This is a genomic window from Tolypothrix campylonemoides VB511288_2 (assembly GCF_045999855.1).
In the GTDB taxonomy this organism is placed as follows: Bacteria; Cyanobacteriota; Cyanobacteriia; order Cyanobacteriales; family Nostocaceae; genus Scytonema; species Scytonema bouteillei_A.
This window is the reverse complement of the sequence record NZ_JBFPMW010000001.1, coordinates 83,226-99,577: the sequence shown is the minus strand read 5'-3', so window position 1 is coordinate 99,577 and position 16,352 is coordinate 83,226. Positions and strand designations below refer to the sequence as shown.

12 protein-coding genes are annotated in these 16,352 nt (G+C 41.2%); 4 read left to right on the top strand and 8 right to left on the bottom strand.

Annotated elements, in window-relative coordinates:
• Positions 1-18: 18 nt before the first annotated feature.
• Both AB0756_RS00450 and AB0756_RS00445 read left to right on the top strand, forming a co-directional pair.
• On the top strand, positions 19-1,512 hold the full coding sequence (locus AB0756_RS00450; protein WP_038085178.1) for a serine/threonine-protein kinase: 1,494 nt from the start codon (positions 19-21) through the stop codon (positions 1,510-1,512).
• 209 nt (positions 1,513-1,721) lie between these two features.
• Complete coding sequence (locus tag AB0756_RS00445; protein ID WP_038085180.1) at positions 1,722-2,951, top strand: HhoA/HhoB/HtrA family serine endopeptidase; 1,230 nt, start codon at positions 1,722-1,724, stop codon at positions 2,949-2,951.
• 15 nt (positions 2,952-2,966) lie between these two features.
• Here the strand turns inward: AB0756_RS00445 and AB0756_RS00440 are convergent, their stop codons facing one another.
• The 6 genes from AB0756_RS00440 to AB0756_RS00415 form a co-directional block, all read right to left on the bottom strand.
• A complete protein-coding gene (locus tag AB0756_RS00440; protein WP_038085182.1) occupies positions 2,967-4,088 on the bottom strand; it encodes an AI-2E family transporter in 1,122 nt (373 codons plus the stop codon).
• Between the two features lie 120 nt (positions 4,089-4,208).
• Complete coding sequence (locus AB0756_RS00435) at positions 4,209-5,621, bottom strand: sensor histidine kinase (protein WP_038085183.1); 1,413 nt, start codon at positions 5,619-5,621, stop codon at positions 4,209-4,211.
• Between the two features lie 27 nt (positions 5,622-5,648).
• A complete protein-coding gene (locus tag AB0756_RS00430) occupies positions 5,649-6,035 on the bottom strand; it encodes a response regulator transcription factor (RefSeq protein ID WP_038085200.1) in 387 nt (128 codons plus the stop codon).
• Between the two features lie 239 nt (positions 6,036-6,274).
• Positions 6,275-7,318: a hypothetical protein gene (locus AB0756_RS00425; protein WP_050045499.1), complete on the bottom strand. Its 1,044-nt coding sequence runs from the start codon at positions 7,316-7,318 to the stop codon at positions 6,275-6,277.
• Positions 7,319-7,329: 11 nt separating this feature from the next.
• A complete protein-coding gene (locus AB0756_RS00420) occupies positions 7,330-7,578 on the bottom strand; it encodes a hypothetical protein (RefSeq protein WP_050045498.1) in 249 nt (82 codons plus the stop codon).
• A gap of 70 nt (positions 7,579-7,648) precedes the next feature.
• A complete protein-coding gene (locus tag AB0756_RS00415) occupies positions 7,649-8,431 on the bottom strand; it encodes a hypothetical protein (protein WP_038085185.1) in 783 nt (260 codons plus the stop codon).
• Between the two features lie 919 nt (positions 8,432-9,350).
• Between AB0756_RS00415 and AB0756_RS00410 the strand changes: the two genes are divergently transcribed.
• Together AB0756_RS00410 and AB0756_RS00405 are read left to right on the top strand one after the other, a co-directional pair.
• Positions 9,351-10,178 (top strand): SDR family NAD(P)-dependent oxidoreductase, encoded by an 828-nt coding sequence (locus AB0756_RS00410; protein ID WP_050045497.1) that lies wholly within the window; start codon positions 9,351-9,353, stop codon positions 10,176-10,178.
• A gap of 414 nt (positions 10,179-10,592) precedes the next feature.
• The gene (locus AB0756_RS00405) at positions 10,593-11,966 is read left to right on the top strand and encodes a glycoside hydrolase 100 family protein (protein ID WP_202048692.1); all 1,374 of its coding nucleotides are present in this window, start codon (positions 10,593-10,595) and stop codon (positions 11,964-11,966) included.
• Between the two features lie 277 nt (positions 11,967-12,243).
• On the opposite strand, the gene AB0756_RS00400 is transcribed toward AB0756_RS00405, so the two are convergent.
• Together AB0756_RS00400 and AB0756_RS00395 are read right to left on the bottom strand one after the other, a co-directional pair.
• The gene (locus AB0756_RS00400) at positions 12,244-13,185 is read right to left on the bottom strand and encodes a PEP-CTERM sorting domain-containing protein (RefSeq protein WP_237266035.1); all 942 of its coding nucleotides are present in this window, start codon (positions 13,183-13,185) and stop codon (positions 12,244-12,246) included.
• 415 nt (positions 13,186-13,600) lie between these two features.
• Positions 13,601-16,351, bottom strand: coding sequence for a response regulator (locus AB0756_RS00395; RefSeq protein ID WP_050045494.1), 2,751 nt, complete (start codon positions 16,349-16,351; stop codon positions 13,601-13,603).
• Position 16,352: the final 1 nt, after the last annotated feature.

Below are 16,352 nucleotides of genomic sequence, written 5' to 3'. Positions count from 1 at the left end.
ACTCCAGGAAGGTTTTAGATGATTGGCAGATTACTAGACCAGCGTTACCTGGTGGTTGATCTATTGGGTATGGGTGGATTTGGTCACACGTACACAGCACAAGATACTCGCCGTCCTGGAAATCCTGTATGTGTTGTTAAACATCTCAAACCTGCCACTGATGACCTTAAGTTTTTACAACTAGCAAGACGCTTGTTTCGTAGAGAAGCTGAAACTTTGGAAAAATTGGGAAACCATGACCAAATTCCACGACTCTTAGCTTACTTTGAAGAACAGCAAGAATTTTTTCTCGTACAGGAGTATATTGAGGGACATCAACTGTCAATGGAATTGTCATTGGGACAGCGTTGGGATGAGAGTCAAACCATTCATTTGCTGCAAGAAGTTTTGCCAATTCTAGAATTTCTTCACGATAACGAAGTTATCCATCGCGACATTAAACCTCAGAATATTATTCGTCGCCATTCAGACAATAAACTGGTGCTAGTTGATTTTGGTGCTGTCAAGCAAATCCAGATGTATTCCTTAATGAATCCAAATCAACTCAACAATGAGACAATTCCTATCGGAACTCCTGGTTATATGCCAAGCGAACAGGCGCAGGGAAGACCTCGACCTAACAGTGATATCTATGCGCTTGGTACGATCGCTATTCAAGCTTTAACAGGCTTAAACCCCAAACAGTTTGTAGCAGATCCTAAAACCGGAGAGATTGTTTGGCGACAATATGCGGAAGTCAGCGATCCCTTAGCAGAGATATTAACTAAAATGGTGCGCCAGTACTATAAGTATCGTTATGAATCTGCTAGTGATGTTTTGCAAGCAGTCACCTCTATCACCGATCCCAGCACCCGATCTGCTGTTGCTGTTGCTGTTAAATACGTGTTGCGGAACTATCTGCGAGAAGGTTATGCGTCTGCTACTAAGATGGTGCGATCGCTGCAAGAATTAGCAAAATCTTGTTATGCTCCAACAGAGAATACAAAAACTCCCAATGTTACGCAGCTACCAACCACTCCTAGTTCTCAAGTTCCGGGTACACACAGCACATTGCTAATTCCTAATGCCAATCTACCTACCGCACCCAATACGTCTCCCTCTCCCAAAGGTTTTCCGATTAAATCCCCTCGTCAAATCCAACTACTTGCAGGTGGAAGTAGTGTTCTTGCTTTAGTTGCGTTGAGTGTAATTTCTGCGAATCCTCCTCAACAGACATCTTCTTCAACTACACAAGAAAACACAATTCAGGAAACACAAAGCGCTGGTGGTACAAATACACAAAGAAGTACAATTCCAAACAACATTTCCCAACAGAATCAACTCAATAACTGTTTTATTGTGACTCGTGCATCAAATGTACGCTCTGTTTCCGGGCGTAGAAGAACAGGAAAGGTCATTAAAGCGGGTACTAGAGTGATTGTTACTGGAAAAGAAGAAGGTGGTTGGATCGAACTTAGCGCCCCGGAATCAGGTTGGATTTGGAAGAGCCGGACAAAAAATACTTGTCAGTAGTACTTAGTTAGATCGATTGTAAACACTACTCACACTGACCTTGCTCTAGTTACACGGTTTACTTTGTTTTGTGTCAATTATATGACTCATTACATTTAACCATACTTAAAAAAAGCTTTCTTATGGCAGAGGTCAATAAGTCAAAAAAATATAATAATTTTTATAAGAATTGTTTGATTATTTTGCATTTATCTAAATAGATAAGTCATATGGAAAGAAGAAATCTAAATAAGGCTCGGTTTTTTAATAAAAAAATTGCTAACTCCTTATTATTGCCGTTTGTAGGAGTAGGAATAGCATTTTTGAGTGGATGCTCAACAGTTACTTCTCCTAAAAATCAAAATTTGCAAGAGTCCGCTCAAGCCGTTCAAGAAACGGGAAATTCTAATAATCGCTCCCTCGTACCAACACCTGAAGATACTAATTTTGTCGTTGCAGTTGTTAATAAAGTCGAACCTGGAGTCGTGCAAATAAACACTGAGAGAACTGTCAGAAGCCAAGTTCCAGAAGCATTAAACGATCCTTTTTTTCAAAGATTTTTTGGCGATCGAATACCAACACAGCCACAAGGGAGAGTTGTTCGTGGTGTTGGCTCTGGCTTTGTCATTAATTCTAACGGTCAAATTCTTACCAATGCTCACGTTGTTGATAACGCGGATACAGTGACAGTATCGTTTTCCGACGGTCGCACCGTACAAGGTAAAGTCCTAGGACAAGACAACCTAACGGATATTGCAGTCGTTCAAGTTCCCAACAGTAATTTACCTATTGTGGAATTGGGCAACTCTCAACAAGTGCAACCGGGACAGTGGGCGATCGCAATTGGCAATCCCTTAGGTTTGCAGGAAACCGTTACAGTGGGTGTGGTAAGCGCAACCGATCGTTCTGCAAGCGATATCGGTGCTTCTGACAGACGCATTGGATATATTCAAACTGATGCAGCAATTAATCCTGGAAACTCAGGTGGACCCTTACTCAATGCTCGCGGTCAGGTCATTGGTGTAAACACAGCTATTATTAGCGGTGCTCAAGGAATAGGCTTTGCTATTCCCATTGATACAGCTCGACGCATAGCTCAGGAATTAATTACTAAAGGCAGAGTTGAACACCCTTATGTGGGTATTCAGATGGCAGAGATTACACCCGAACTCAAACAACGCATTAACGATAGCCAGAGTGGGAATATTCAAGTGCAAGCAGACCGAGGTATTCTCATTGTTCGTGTTGTTCCTGGTTCTCCTGCCGATCGAGCGGGGTTGCGTGCGGGGGATGTGATACAAGAAATTAACAATCAACCTGTGACTACAACTGACGCATTACAGCAGATAGTAGAGAAAACAGGCGTTGGTAATACCATGCAAATAGAACTGCAACGCAATGGTAGAAGTTTGCAAGTCTCAGTGCAACCGGGACCGCTTCCCACATCTCAAGGCGGTTAGACTTTACAAACATCCTCATTCTTTAGTATCCGATCTTGCGCCAACAGCACTACCTTCGAGAGTTCTGTTGGCGCTATCATTGTCTTCGTTTTTTAACGGGCGTTGGCTTTTCATCTCCCCCTGCCAATTGTTAAGTATATCCTTTACCAAAATCTCTTTTATACAAATTTGGATGACAATGACTAGAGGTATGGCAAGGAATAGCCCTAAAAATCCAAAAAACTGGGCGAAAATCACTACAGATAGTATGGTGACAGCAGGTAGTAAAGAGACCTGAGACTTCATAACTAAAGGTACAATAACCAAGCTTTCAACTTGCTGAATTCCAAAGTAGAGCGCTACCACTGCAGCTGCTTTCCAAGGTGCATCAAGCAGCGCTAACAGTAAAGGTGGAATCAAGCTCAAAGTTGGTCCAACATTTGGAATAAACTCTAGTAATCCTGCTAAAAGTGCATTGACTAAGGGGAGGCGCACTCCTAATACGAGCAAACCAACATAGCTCAAGCAAGCAATCAGGCACATCGTTAGAAGCGTACCTTTTATCCAACCGACCAAAGATGTTTCACACTCAGAAAGAATTTCGCCCACCCGACGCCGATAAAATGCAGGAAACAGTAGGATAAAACCCTTTCGGTAGGGCGTGGGGTCTGTCAGTAGCATAACGGTCAATACTAAGAACAGCAGTAAAGTTAAAACGATGTTAAGCGACCTACTTAATAGGGTAAAAAAATTGTTAACTAGCTGATTTAACCAAGCTTGTAACCCTTGAGTCAGAGTTCTAAGACCGCGAATATTTTCTAATAATTGGTCTGGAATAGCGTTCTGCAACCAGTTATTCCAAGTCCGCATTCTTTCTAGGGCATTAGGGGCAAAGTCAGTAAATTGTTGCAACTGGTCAACAATTTGTGGCGCAATTAATGCTAAAAAACTTGCTATAATTATCAGTACAAGAATAAATGTTATTGCGATCGCAATACCTCTTTTAATTCGGAATCTTTGTAAAAAGAGTACAAGTTGATTTAAAACTGTTGCTAAAACAACAGATGCAAAGACAACTAATACAACTTGCCGGATTTGCCACAAAACACAAAGAGATACGACAAGGACAAATAACCCCATCCATTGCCCGAAACGCACAATTCTACCTCCAGATTTTGCTATTCCAGCAATTTTGCTGAATTCTATGCTTTTAAACTTAAGCTATATCTTTGATTTAAAAAAAGCCTCTCAAGTGGTATTTTAATTATGCTGACTGACTCATAAAGGTAAATAAATATTAAAGCTTGCTCCCTCACCAAATTGACTGCTTGCTGTAATGCTACCGCCGTGGGCTTCGATAATACGCTTAGCGATCGCTAAGCCCAATCCTACTCCCTTACCTTGACGGGAGCGATCGGCAGTGTAAAATTGCTCAAAAATATGTGGGAGGTCCGTTTCTTTAATCCCCTGTCCGCGATCGCGAATTGTCACAACTGCTTGTTTGCCTTCTTTGTAACCAGCGATAGAAATTTGGGAATTTGGGGATGAGTGCTTGATAGCATTATCCAAAATATTTAGAAAAGCTTGCAACAGACGCTCCGAATCACCCTGTATTTGCATATCCGTAACATTGACCTGTGCTGAGATTTGCGAATTTTTCATTCGGGTTTCCATTGCTCTTATAGCACGGTCAATTAAGTGATGCACGTGTACTGTTTGCTGTTCTAAGACTGTAACCCCTGCTTCAAGCCGTCCCAAATTCATTAAATCATCTATTAACCTTGATAACCGTTTGATTTCGTCTTCTACATTTTGAAAGAATCGATCCCGGACTCCTGGATCTGAAGCAGCACCACTGCGAAGGGCTTCAACAGTGACCAAGACATTGCTAATTGGAGTACGGAGTTCATGAGATACGTTTGCTAAAAACACTCTCCGTTCGCGATCGAGAGAAGCTAAACGTTCGCTCATGCGGTTAAGTTCTAGTGCGAGTCGATCTAATTCGTTACTCTGACGGATTTGGAGTTTCCCACCAAAATGACCGCTACCCAATTGAATTGCAAAATTTCTCATTGTTTCAATAGGACGGGACAAGCTACGTGCTAACGCTTCACTGATTAAAGTACAGAGGATAAGTGTAAAAATGAGAGTTCCCATGGTTGTGCCAACAATTGTGGCAAATTGCCTTTGAAACTGTTGTAACGTGACCGACATCCTCAATGCGCCTAAAATTTGACCGCCACCCCTAATTGGTCGGGCAATGAACAATCTATCATCGTTGGTTAAAAGCCCTTTTGCAAAACCTTGCTGTGCTTTACCTTGTAAGGCTTCTTGCATCCCAGGGATTTTCAACCAATTTCGTATTTGTCGATCTTGTTTCAGGCTAGATGAAGCGAGAAGTTTTCCTTTACTATCTATAACTCGTATAGTTATATTTTCAGCGGCACCATAACGTTGAACAATAACTGCAACTCGCTGAAAATCATTTACTTCTAATGCATCAGCAATACTTTCACCAATAGCAGTACTCCAAGTCTCTAAATCCGCCTGTCTTGCTTTATTAAAGTAAGCATGGAAAGACCAGAGAATATACCCTCCCATTAAGGAGGTTGCTAAAGTAGTTAGCAACAGGTATGTTGCCAGTAGTTTAGTGTGAATGGAATTTCCTTTAATTTGAGATATCCAGCCCATTCAAAATATTTCCAATTCAAGAAGAACCTACTGGGTAGACTCGGAGTGTTTTTCAGAACGACGACGTAGCACAGCTTTAATACGCGCAAGCAACTCGCGAGTGTTAAAGGGTTTTGTGACGTAATCATCTGCACCTGCCTCGAAACCCCAAATTTTATCAATATCTTGGTCTTTAGCAGTCAGCATAACAATTGGTACATCAGAAAATGCTCGAATTCGCCAGCAAACTTCCATGCCATTAACTTCTGGCAGCATTATATCTAAAAGGATTACATCTGGCACTTGTTTGTGAAACTGTTTGATAGCATTGTGACCATCTGCTGCCGTTGATACAGTATACCCTTCTTTACGCAAGCTGTAGGAAAGGCTTTCCCGTAAAGGTTCTTCATCATCAACTAATAAGACGTGCGGCATAGTGCTTTTATCTATCAATTTATCAGCTAATATTAAGTATATTAAAGTATATTTTATTACTCATCCTTCTAAAGGTACAAATTTGTTTCAACTTTAGACGGGACTTGGAACTGGGGATTGGGGGACTGGGGGAAGAGGGGGACAAGGAGGACAAGAAGAAAGGATTAATCACTTATCCGCAAGACTCATGCCCCTAATCCCCTCTTTATGGGGTACCGCGTTTTCTAATCCCGAGATGCTTACCTAATCTTGTTTAAATCCCAAGTGTAATAACCAAGCTTGTCAGGAACTCTGGAAAATCTGCCAATTCGGTGACCTCTAGAAAGTTCATTATGGACAGCAGTTTTTATCTCCCTTAATTGTTCGGCGTTTAACTCTCCATACAAGCCTGTAATGACATCACCTACACTGAAAATTCTCCCTGAATTTCTTTGCAGCAGTATGCAGATGGCATCAATGAGAAACTTTCCTTCAAATTCCGCCAACATTGGCACTCGTCTTGCCTTAGGGAGTAAAAAGGGTTTCTTCTTTTTAGGTTTAACAGCTTTGGATTTGGATTTTCCGTTCTGCGGGGTTACCAAACTTATATCGAGAGTGTAACAACCGGGTTCCTCTGGAACAGCTGACCAGTAACCCTTTTCTTTACCATGTGTTAGTGAGGATTGCACCCTACTCTTAACTACTTTGAATACACTTGACTCTAAATCCCCATACAGTGTCCGCACAATGAAATCTATGTGACAAACAGTCCCCATATTTTCTCGCAGAATGCTTTCAATTGCTTCCAATCGAGGCAACCCGTGAAACTGAGGTTGCATTGGAACATCTGAGCCTGGAAGTGTGCGATCGTCATTCTCGAACGGTATGCGTTGCGGTGAGAATATAACTGTGGGTACTGCTGCAATTGCACCGTTTGCACCATTGGCATTTTGTAGTGCCAATTCGTTCACACTACTCTCTTGCTTGCCATTGTCTTTTAATTCAAGCTGGATAAATTCTTCTTGTTTAAAGTTAGAGATTTTATCCGGTACTTGTTGTAAATGAGAGGCTTCTTGGGAAGGTGTGGGAGGAAACGAAAGTGTTTCAACTATCGCTGTTTGGTTATCCAGTAAACCTGGTAGTGAGTAATTCGACAAGATAGCTTCTACGTGAGTCAGCTGACTTCGCGCCTGCGTACTCAAACGTTCGTATTCTTCCACAAGAGCTGCATAGTAGTCTCTTAATTCAAGCAGTGGTTCAATCAAGGCTTGTGGAGGTGGTTCTAAGTGTGGTTTTGCCATCATATGGTTTCATCTCAACCTAATTCAGTATCGGATTTGTAAGTCATTGGTCTGGGTTTAGCTTTGTTAGAGGGCTTCATTAGAGATTTTTTGGGTGCTTGAGGAGGGCGGCATTGTTCGCAGTACAAAGGACGAGGTCCAAAAGTCTCGCGCTTGGTTGATGTACCGCACTCTTTGCAAACGAAGTTGAAAACTCGTGTATGAATCAAGCGTTTGTGTGCTCTAACGGTGTATTCTCTAACGTTGATTACTTTGCTGGTCATAGTTGTAAGTTGTGAGTTTTGTCCTATCAATATAGTTCTTCAGGCACGGTAAATTGCTTTCTTGACATTTTTACTGGCAAGTTGTTGCAATTGAAGCAACAGACCAGTCACTGCACAAAGCAGACCGGTTACTGCTACTGTTTGTTAGGGCGGGGTCTGAATCAAACCCATGCGGGAAAGCGCACCCAGTAGAAAGCTTGTCTAAACTTGGAAGAAGGCTTTCTTCCTTCTTCCCACTGTCTTGGATGAGGTTAGTACTTTTTATAAGTACCTGCAACCGATCTACAACAACGCCTACTAGATACTTGACAGTACGTTTGGTTAAAGCCCAAAACACTCTAAGGTGTTTTGTATAGAGGGTGTGTGAACCACTTCCTCGAAGCCTAACATTCCATCCAGCATCGTGTATGACGCCAAATACACCTCTCCAAAATTGGTAGAATCGATTCCTGTCACGCTTTCTCAGATGCAGATCCAGGTCTGAGTCAGTTTGCGAGGTGTGAGCCACGTTAAAAGCAACGGACACTTGGTCAAAGCGCTTGAGTACAGTTTTCAGAGCTTTGACTACCACGCTCTTGTAAAACTGGTTTAACTCACTGCGAGTGCGCTTGAAATGCTTTTTGTCACCAATTTCGATGGGGATAGACAAGTCTTTATAAACAACCTTATCAATATTTATCAGTAACTGCAAGGTCATGATGTCAACTAAGGTTTTAATGCAACCTTTAATCCCAATTACAAAAGGGAGACAACTAAGACATGCAGCTACTTCAAACATAACACCTCGCACTGATTCCGTAACGTCTTTAACAAGATACCAACCTCCTGCTTTGTTTTCAGTTTTCTCTGCCATCTTGGTCTCACCTCCTTAATGCGTGTATTAAATCTATTCTGCAATAATAAAAGACTCAGACAAATTTACTATAGCTAGCTATACTTAAAACTTTTTCTTTCCTTCTACCCTCTGCCTTTTTCAAGTCAGAGGGTAGATGGCAAAGACGCCTTTTTCTTGCTTGGCAGTGAAATTTTTTTATCCCGACTGCCTGAATGCGGGGTCTGCTAAAACAACAGAGGCGTTATCAGCGATCGACTCATAAGTTGTCTGTGAACGAGAAACAACTTCAGTTATGGAACCACTAGAGCATGAGCCTACTGGTGAAAATAAAACCCTTGTACAACATTGCTGTCTGTGAGTTTTCAAGAGGCTTGAATAGAGCGTAGGTATGAATACTATGCGATAACACGGGCGTTAATAACTCAAGAAGGTATGTTTGTATATTATTTCAATTAAAGCATCACAAATTCACAGTTTGCTCATTCAAAGTTCAGCCTCTGTAAAAACGACAAATTTTACTGTTACTTTACTAGCTTCTGGTGTTAAACAGCACCCTCTGTTAACTGTGCTCCTGCACCCTAAGCCGATACTTACAGACAAAAAGATTTTATCCTGTTAATCCTTTTTAACAAGTTTGGACTCTGGGTTCCGGAACTTTACTTGCCCTATTGGTACGAGATATGTTGATTCAATAAAAAAACAGACCCTAGATAGGTGTGGCTAATGCTCGTAAGATTTAGACTACAGGTCAGAACCAAATACCGAAAAGGGTAAGAGATGCTTTTTCTTGCCATAACACTGAAGAAGTCACAAGTCAGCATGAATTAACAAGGAGATACTTTAACATATAAGGTCACTGGTTCTCAGATTTTGTCTAACTCTCGTAATTTGTACATTTTGCATTTTTCTCAATGATTTAACATTTTTTCAAAATTTTATGACTGAAACAGTAATTATTACAGGGGCAACTCAAGGGATTGGTAAATCAACAGCAATTTTATTTGCTCGTCATGGGTATAATATTGTGCTAGCGGCACGTCAACAAGAACGTTTAGAAGCTACAGCAAGTGAGATACGTGCCCTGGGTCGAGAAGTGCTTGCAATCTCCACTGATGTTAGAGATTCAGGGCAAGTCAAAAATTTAATTGAAAAGTCTCTGGCGCATTTTGGTCACATAGATGTACTGATTAATAATGCTTCAATTTTTTTTATGGGACCTGTGGAAGAAAGTTCCCTGAGTGATTGGCACCAAGTTATAGATACAAATCTTATGGGGTACATTTATACTATTCAGGCACTCTTACCCTATTTTTTAGAACGACGGAAAGGAACAATTGTTAATGTCAGTTCCATTGGCGGTCTAGATCCAATTCCTTTTCAAATACCCTATACCACAAGTAAATATGCTGTTACGGGACTAACTAAAGCGTTGCAAGCAGAATTATCGTCCAAAGGTATCCATGTTTGTGGAATTTATCCGAGCTTTATTCGCACCCGTTTAATGGAACGAGCGCTTTTTCGCGGAAAGGACGAGGAAACGGCTCGCAAACGCTATCAATTGGTGGACAAAGCATTCCAAAGCCCCCTCCTAGAGAAGCCTGAAGATGTAGCCAAGGCAATTTGGCATGCTGTTAAGTATCAGCAGTCTGATGTAGTAGTTGGTACAGCAAAATTATGGACAACGGCTTTTCAAGTATTTCCTGGCTTGATGAAGTCAGTTGTACGGAGAGTTTTTGGTATGGGAGAGCTATACAGCGATCGCTAAGCAGTGTCACTATGTGCGGTTCCTGAAATTGCAAACAGATGATACAAATGGCGCGATCCATTAATTGTCAAATACAGGTAAAGATCGTGAGTATAGGTATGCGACTTCCTTTAAGACATTGGGGAGCTAAAAGGATCTAATACAACAAATTACTCCCTTTAGGTTAGGAAAATTATCACTGTGTATAGGGTACGTTAGCACTATGCATAACGCACTATATATCTTATTAGGCAATATTGATACTGGGTGCGTTGTGTTTTTTTGCATTAACACATCCTACTAGCGCGTCTATTTAAAATGATACTTAAATTGTTGCTCTTAATTTTTGATGGGTAATTCCTATGCAAAAGAGTTTTTATGCAACAAACTTAGGTAGACGTACTATCACAGAACTATGTTGGGGGCGCGTAATTCATGATAGCAAAACACGGTATAGAAGAAGAAGCATGGCAATTGCTTGAACAATCTATTATTTATTATCAAGGTCGTCCGATTGGAACAGTAGCTGCTCTCGAGCCAGGATCGAATGCACTGAATTACGACCAATGCTTTATTCGGGATTTTGTCTTATCAGCACTTGCTTTTTTAATTAAAGGTAAGCCCGAAATTGTACGTAACTTTTTGACAGAAACTCTTAGTTTGCAGAGTCAGGAGCCACAGATAGACTCCTTTAAACCGGGGCCGGGACTTATGCCAGCTAGTTTTAAGGTAGAATCGGAGGATGGTCGCGAGTCTTTGACGGCTGATTTTGGAGAACACGCGATCGCAAAAGTACCTCCCGTTGATTCTTGCTTGTGGTGGCTTATTTTACTTCGGGCATATGTCAAAGCAACAGGTGATATTTCACTTTTTCACCAAAAACACTTTCAAAAAGGAATCAAATTAATTCTACAAATGTGCCTTGTCCATCGGTTTGCCATGTATCCAACGATGTTGGTTCCTGATGGCTCTTTTATGATCGATCGTCGTATGGGCGTTTACGAACATCCACTAGAGATTCAGGTTTTATTTTATGCAGCTTTGCGTGCGGCTGGCGATTTGTTGTTAAGAAATGATGACGCTGCTTGCAACCTTTATAACAGCGTTCACAAACGTCTAGCAAGTTTGACTTATCATCTTCGGGAATATTATTGGATCGATCTCAAGCGCTTAAATGAAATTTATCGGTACAAAGGCGATGAGTTTGGCAAAGAAGTGGCCAATAAATTCAATATATACGCTGATTCAATTCCTCATTGGTTGACGGAATGGTTACCCGATAGCGGCGGTTATCTTGCAGGTAATCTCGGTCCCGGACGTATGGATTTCCGTTTTTTTACTGTGGGTAATTTAATGGCGGTGATCGTCTCTCTTGCTAGCGTTCGAGAATCTCAAAGCATTATGAATTTAATTGAAAAACGCTGGAACGATCTCATAGGGAATATGCCAGTAAAGATTTGCTTCCCTGCACTTGAGGGTATGGAGTGGCGAATTATAACGGGATGCGATCCAAAAAATTCCCCTTGGTCTTATCATAATGGTGGGAATTGGCCCGTTTTGCTCTGGTTACTAGCAGCAGCATGTCAAAAAACAAATCGCTTGGATTTAGCAAGTCAAGCGATCGAACTGGCTGAGAAACGTTTAAGTGAAGATTCCTGGCCCGAGTATTACGATGGTAAAAATGGTCGATTAATTGGTAAAGATGCCAGGAAATACCAAACTTGGACTGTTGCAGGTTTTTTAGTTGCGAAAGCGCTAATGGTCAATCCAAAGCATTTAGATTTGCTGAGCTTTGAGAGCCAACCATAGCAGCAACGTCCTATAGATACAATCGTAGTAGAAATCCCGCGCCTAAAACAAATTAGGGCGGGGCGCACCCAAAAGATTTTATTGTATCAGCTCTTGCTTAAGGCTTTGTGAGGTATATATCCCAGATATGCCTGAATCAGGCATATTAACATATGGGCTGAGATGCATTTAATTTTGCCATTTGAAAACCTTACAGCAAGGCTTTCAGACTTCCAAAAGTACAATTTAAATGCACGATAACTTGGAAAAACTTAGCTACAACTTTTGGTTATAACAGCTAATTAGACTTGCGACGGCGAACAACCATTCCAGCTGCTGTCAAGCCAAGACCGAGTATAGTGCCGGGTTCTGGAACTTTCTTAACAGGTGGTTTTTCATTATTTTTCTTAGTCGCTACAAACAGCGATGCGTGAGACAAATCCTTACCATTCTTGTCATTACCGTCTAAAGCAACCCCAATAGTATTGAACAATCCTTGTAAACCTGTTTTAGAGAAATCAACGCCTGTGAACAGATAGGCGCTATACGCTGTACTAGTTTTAAGGCTCAGAACAAATGTATCACTGGGAAGTGCTTTGCTTAGACTCCAGTCACCAGAAGGGTCACCGTTATCTGCTGACAACAAACCATTCGAGCCATCCGATTTATCAGCTAATGCCCACGTGTAAGTGTAGTTAGAAGCCAAATTGTTTTGAAACAGACCACCATTTAGAGCATTAAGCAAGGTGCCTTGTGCCCCGGTGTCATTGCCATCCAAAGGACCCTTACAAGCTGTAGCATTAGTACTGCCAAGAGAGACATCAGTAACGTTACAACTTGTACTAGATGTATTTTGAGTGCCTTGAGTATTGCTGTTAGCTTGAGTATTGCCGTTGGCTTGAGTATTGCCGTTGGCTTGAGTATTGCCGTTGGCTTGAGTATTGCTGTTAGCTTGAGAATTACCGTTGGCTTGAGTATTGCTGTTAGCTTGAGAATTACCGTTGGCTTGAGTATTGCTGTTAGCTTGAGAATTACCGTTGGCTTGAGTATTGCTGTTAGCTTGAGAATTACCGTTGGCTTGAGTATTGCTGTTAGCTTGAGAATTACCGTTGGCTTGAGTATTGCCGTTGGTTTGATTTTTGCTGTTGCCTGCTTGTGCTGGTGCAGCCATGAGTGCAACTGTAACTCCAGTGGCGAACAAAACAGAACCTAATAATTTAGAACAAGTGTTTTTCTTCATGGCTCAAATGCTTAATTTTTAAACGAAATAACTTTGGGTAGTGAAACAGTTATCAAAATCTAATTTTTGTCAACTGCATTTTGTCTGTAACTTATCTTACGCGACTTATTAAAGGGTTTCCAGAAGACTGTTAAATTTTTATCACATTTTTACAGAATATTACTGTATTGGCAAAAATATAAAGGAGCTGTAAGTATTGCTAATCCTAGATCTTTTTTTTTAAAAGTTTATACTTAGATTTTTTGCAGTATTACTTAAAACTTAAATAACGGCCATGTCTTTTTAGTATTATCACTTAAAAAGGAAAAGAATTTCTTACTTCTTAAGCCCAAGAAGCTGTTAGTATTTTCCGAAAACCCCGGCAACACACTACCTAATACCACTTTGTAAAACAAGTGACTTCGTCTTTATAGATTTACGATGAAGCCGCTATGCTTGTTAATTCCAAGATGCGATCCAATCGAAAGTCCTTTGCTAAATCTGCCAAAGCTAATTTTAAATTGCCATATTGGTCGGGAATTTGTGCGATCAACTGGAGCACTTTATCATCCGCACAGCTCGCTGCAGCCCAGTAGAGTTCTTGTTGCCACTCAGCAGGCATAACACTCAGTTCAGCAGGGGTTAAATTCTCCAGCTTTTCTCCAGATTGAAGCGAGAGCGATCGCTCGTGCTCCTCATAAACATAACGCACACCCAAATGACGAGCAATTTTTTTAAAAAGCACATCTTCTCGGAAAGGCTTACTGATAAAGTCGTCGCAACCGGCTGCCATCACTAGAGCGCGATTCGATTCAAAAGCATAACCAGTTAGGGCAATAATAACAGTTGCCTGACCCTTCAAATGCGACTTAATCTGCTGAGTTGCCTCCATACCGTTCACGATCGGCATTTGCATATCCATAAGTATTAGGTCAGGTTCCCAACTTGACCATAAAGAAACGGCTTGCTCACCATTTTCTGCTTCACGTATGGAAAAGCCAACAGATGTTAGGAGTCTAACTAAAAGCAGACGTTGAGTCCACTCATCATCAACAACCAAGATGCGATATTTTTTTTGGTCTGATGCTAATGCCACCACCTGACCTGTTGGCTGAGAAATTTGAACGTGAGTTTCTTGTGCTAGTTCCAGGGGGATATCAAACGTAAAAGTCGTACCTTGACCTACAGTACTGCGGACTGAAATGTCTCCCCCCATAAGTTCTACAAATTTACGGCTAATTGGTAAACCCAAACCAGTCCCCGATTGAGATTTATAACCAGTGGAACCTTGAGTAAATGGTTCAAATATGGAATTTATTTCTTCTATAGCAATACCGGGTCCGGTATCTGTAATCTCAAAGACTAGGAACAAGGGAGAGGGGGAAGAAGGGGGAGACACGGTAGACACGGTAGAACTTTCTTCCTCGTCCCCCTTGTCTCCCTTGTCCCCAGTTCTCAGCCGTACACGCAATGTCGCACTACCCACCTCTGTAAATTTCACAGCATTACTTAGCAGGTTAATTAGCACCTGACGCAATTTTCCCTCGTCAGTTTGCACGTATTGAGGCACATCTTCTGCACGTTCAAAGATAAGTTGTAACTCCTTTGACTTGGCTTTAAGCAGGAACATTTCTTGCACGTTGTGCAAAAGTCTATATAAATCAAAGCTACTTTTATTTAAGGTGATCCTACCTGCCTCAATTTTAGACATTTCTAAAATGTCATCAATCAATTCCAGCAAATGCTCGCCGGAACGCATAATTAAGCTGAGATATTCTTGATGCTCGCTGGAAATGTCATGATTGCGACACATAACCTGCGTAAAACCCAGGATAACATTTAGAGGGGTTCTCAATTCGTGAGTCATGGAAGCCAAAAATTGAGATTTGGATTTGTTCGCAAGTTCTGCTGTTTCTAGTGCTTTTCGCAGTATTGTTTCTGCTAGCTTGTGTTCGGTTATGTCTACACAGGAACCAATATAGCCATCAAATTTGCCAAGAGGAGTAAATCTGGGAATCCCTGTATTACAAATCCAACGATACTCGCCATCAGCACGCAAAAAACGATATTCCATACTGAATCGTTTGCGATCGCTAAAGGCCAGCATATAATTACTTAGACAGTGTCGCACATCATCTTGGTGAACCTTTTGCAGCCAGCCATTACCGAGTTCTTGTTCTATCGTGCGTCCGGTAAAATCGAGCCATGCTTGGTTGAAAAAGTTTAAAAGGGCGTCTTTCCCTGACATCCAAATCATAACAGGGGCTGTATCTGCCATAGTACGGAAGCGTTCTTCACTTTCCCGCAATGCTGACTCTGCCTGCTTGCGTTCGGTAATATCGACTGTATATCCCACAATCTCAATAGGATGACCTGTAGCGTCTCTGACTAGCCTCAATTGCTCGAACAACCAATGATAAGTTCCATCAGCATGTAAAAAACGATACTCGTGTGAATGTCGATCGGTAATAAAAATTTTTGAAATTTCTGTATAAATGCGATTGGCATCTTCTGAATGAATATGGACAGCCCAAAAATCTCCATCTTCTAAAAATTCTCGTGCTTTATAGCCAAGAATCGTTTTAACATTCTCACTAATAAAAGTTGTTCGATAATTTCCCCCTGGTTTACAGCTATATATGATTGCAGGACATGAAGAGAGCAGATGTTGCAAGCGTTCTGTCATCAAACGCAATCCTAACTCTGCCTGTTTGCGATCGCGCAGCGCGACTTGTCGTTCCAAAATTTCTTGCTGCAACCGTTTATTTTCTTCAGCCAGTTGTTGGGAGAGTCTGCGAATACTTAATTGATGCTCAACACGCGCCAAAACCTCTTCCACTTGAAACGGATTGGAGATGTAATCGACTCCACCAACTGCAAAAGCTTTTACCTTATCAAACACCTCTTCTGAAGCACTGATAAAAATCACCGGAATGTTTTGAGTTTGAGAAGATGCTTTTAATCTAGAGCAGACTTCATAACCGTCCATTTCCGGCATTATAATATCGAGTAATATTAAATCGGGTAAAGTTGCCTCAACTGACATCAGGGCAAGTTGACCATTGAGGGCAGGTCTTACTTTATATCCTTGTTTCGATAAAATTTCGACTAAAAGACGTAAATTTGCTGGGTTATCATCGACTACTAATATATTTCCCTTTGACAGAGGAGTTTGCTCCGAACTCATA

Coding starts and splice junctions, on each gene's coding strand:
- AB0756_RS00420 (WP_050045498.1), bottom strand. CDS start 7,578: ATGACCAGCAAAGTAATCAACGTTAGAGAATACACCGTTAGAGCACAC.
- AB0756_RS00395 (WP_050045494.1), bottom strand. CDS start 16,351: ATGAGTTCGGAGCAAACTCCTCTGTCAAAGGGAAATATATTAGTAGTC.
- AB0756_RS00445 (WP_038085180.1), top strand. CDS start 1,722: ATGGAAAGAAGAAATCTAAATAAGGCTCGGTTTTTTAATAAAAAAATT.
- AB0756_RS00415 (WP_038085185.1), bottom strand. CDS start 8,431: ATGGCAGAGAAAACTGAAAACAAAGCAGGAGGTTGGTATCTTGTTAAA.
- AB0756_RS00400 (WP_237266035.1), bottom strand. CDS start 13,185: ATGAAGAAAAACACTTGTTCTAAATTATTAGGTTCTGTTTTGTTCGCC.
- AB0756_RS00430 (WP_038085200.1), bottom strand. CDS start 6,035: ATGCCGCACGTCTTATTAGTTGATGATGAAGAACCTTTACGGGAAAGC.
- AB0756_RS00410 (WP_050045497.1), top strand. CDS start 9,351: ATGACTGAAACAGTAATTATTACAGGGGCAACTCAAGGGATTGGTAAA.
- AB0756_RS00425 (WP_050045499.1), bottom strand. CDS start 7,318: ATGATGGCAAAACCACACTTAGAACCACCTCCACAAGCCTTGATTGAA.
- AB0756_RS00405 (WP_202048692.1), top strand. CDS start 10,593: ATGATAGCAAAACACGGTATAGAAGAAGAAGCATGGCAATTGCTTGAA.
- AB0756_RS00435 (WP_038085183.1), bottom strand. CDS start 5,621: ATGGGCTGGATATCTCAAATTAAAGGAAATTCCATTCACACTAAACTA.
- AB0756_RS00450 (WP_038085178.1), top strand. CDS start 19: ATGATTGGCAGATTACTAGACCAGCGTTACCTGGTGGTTGATCTATTG.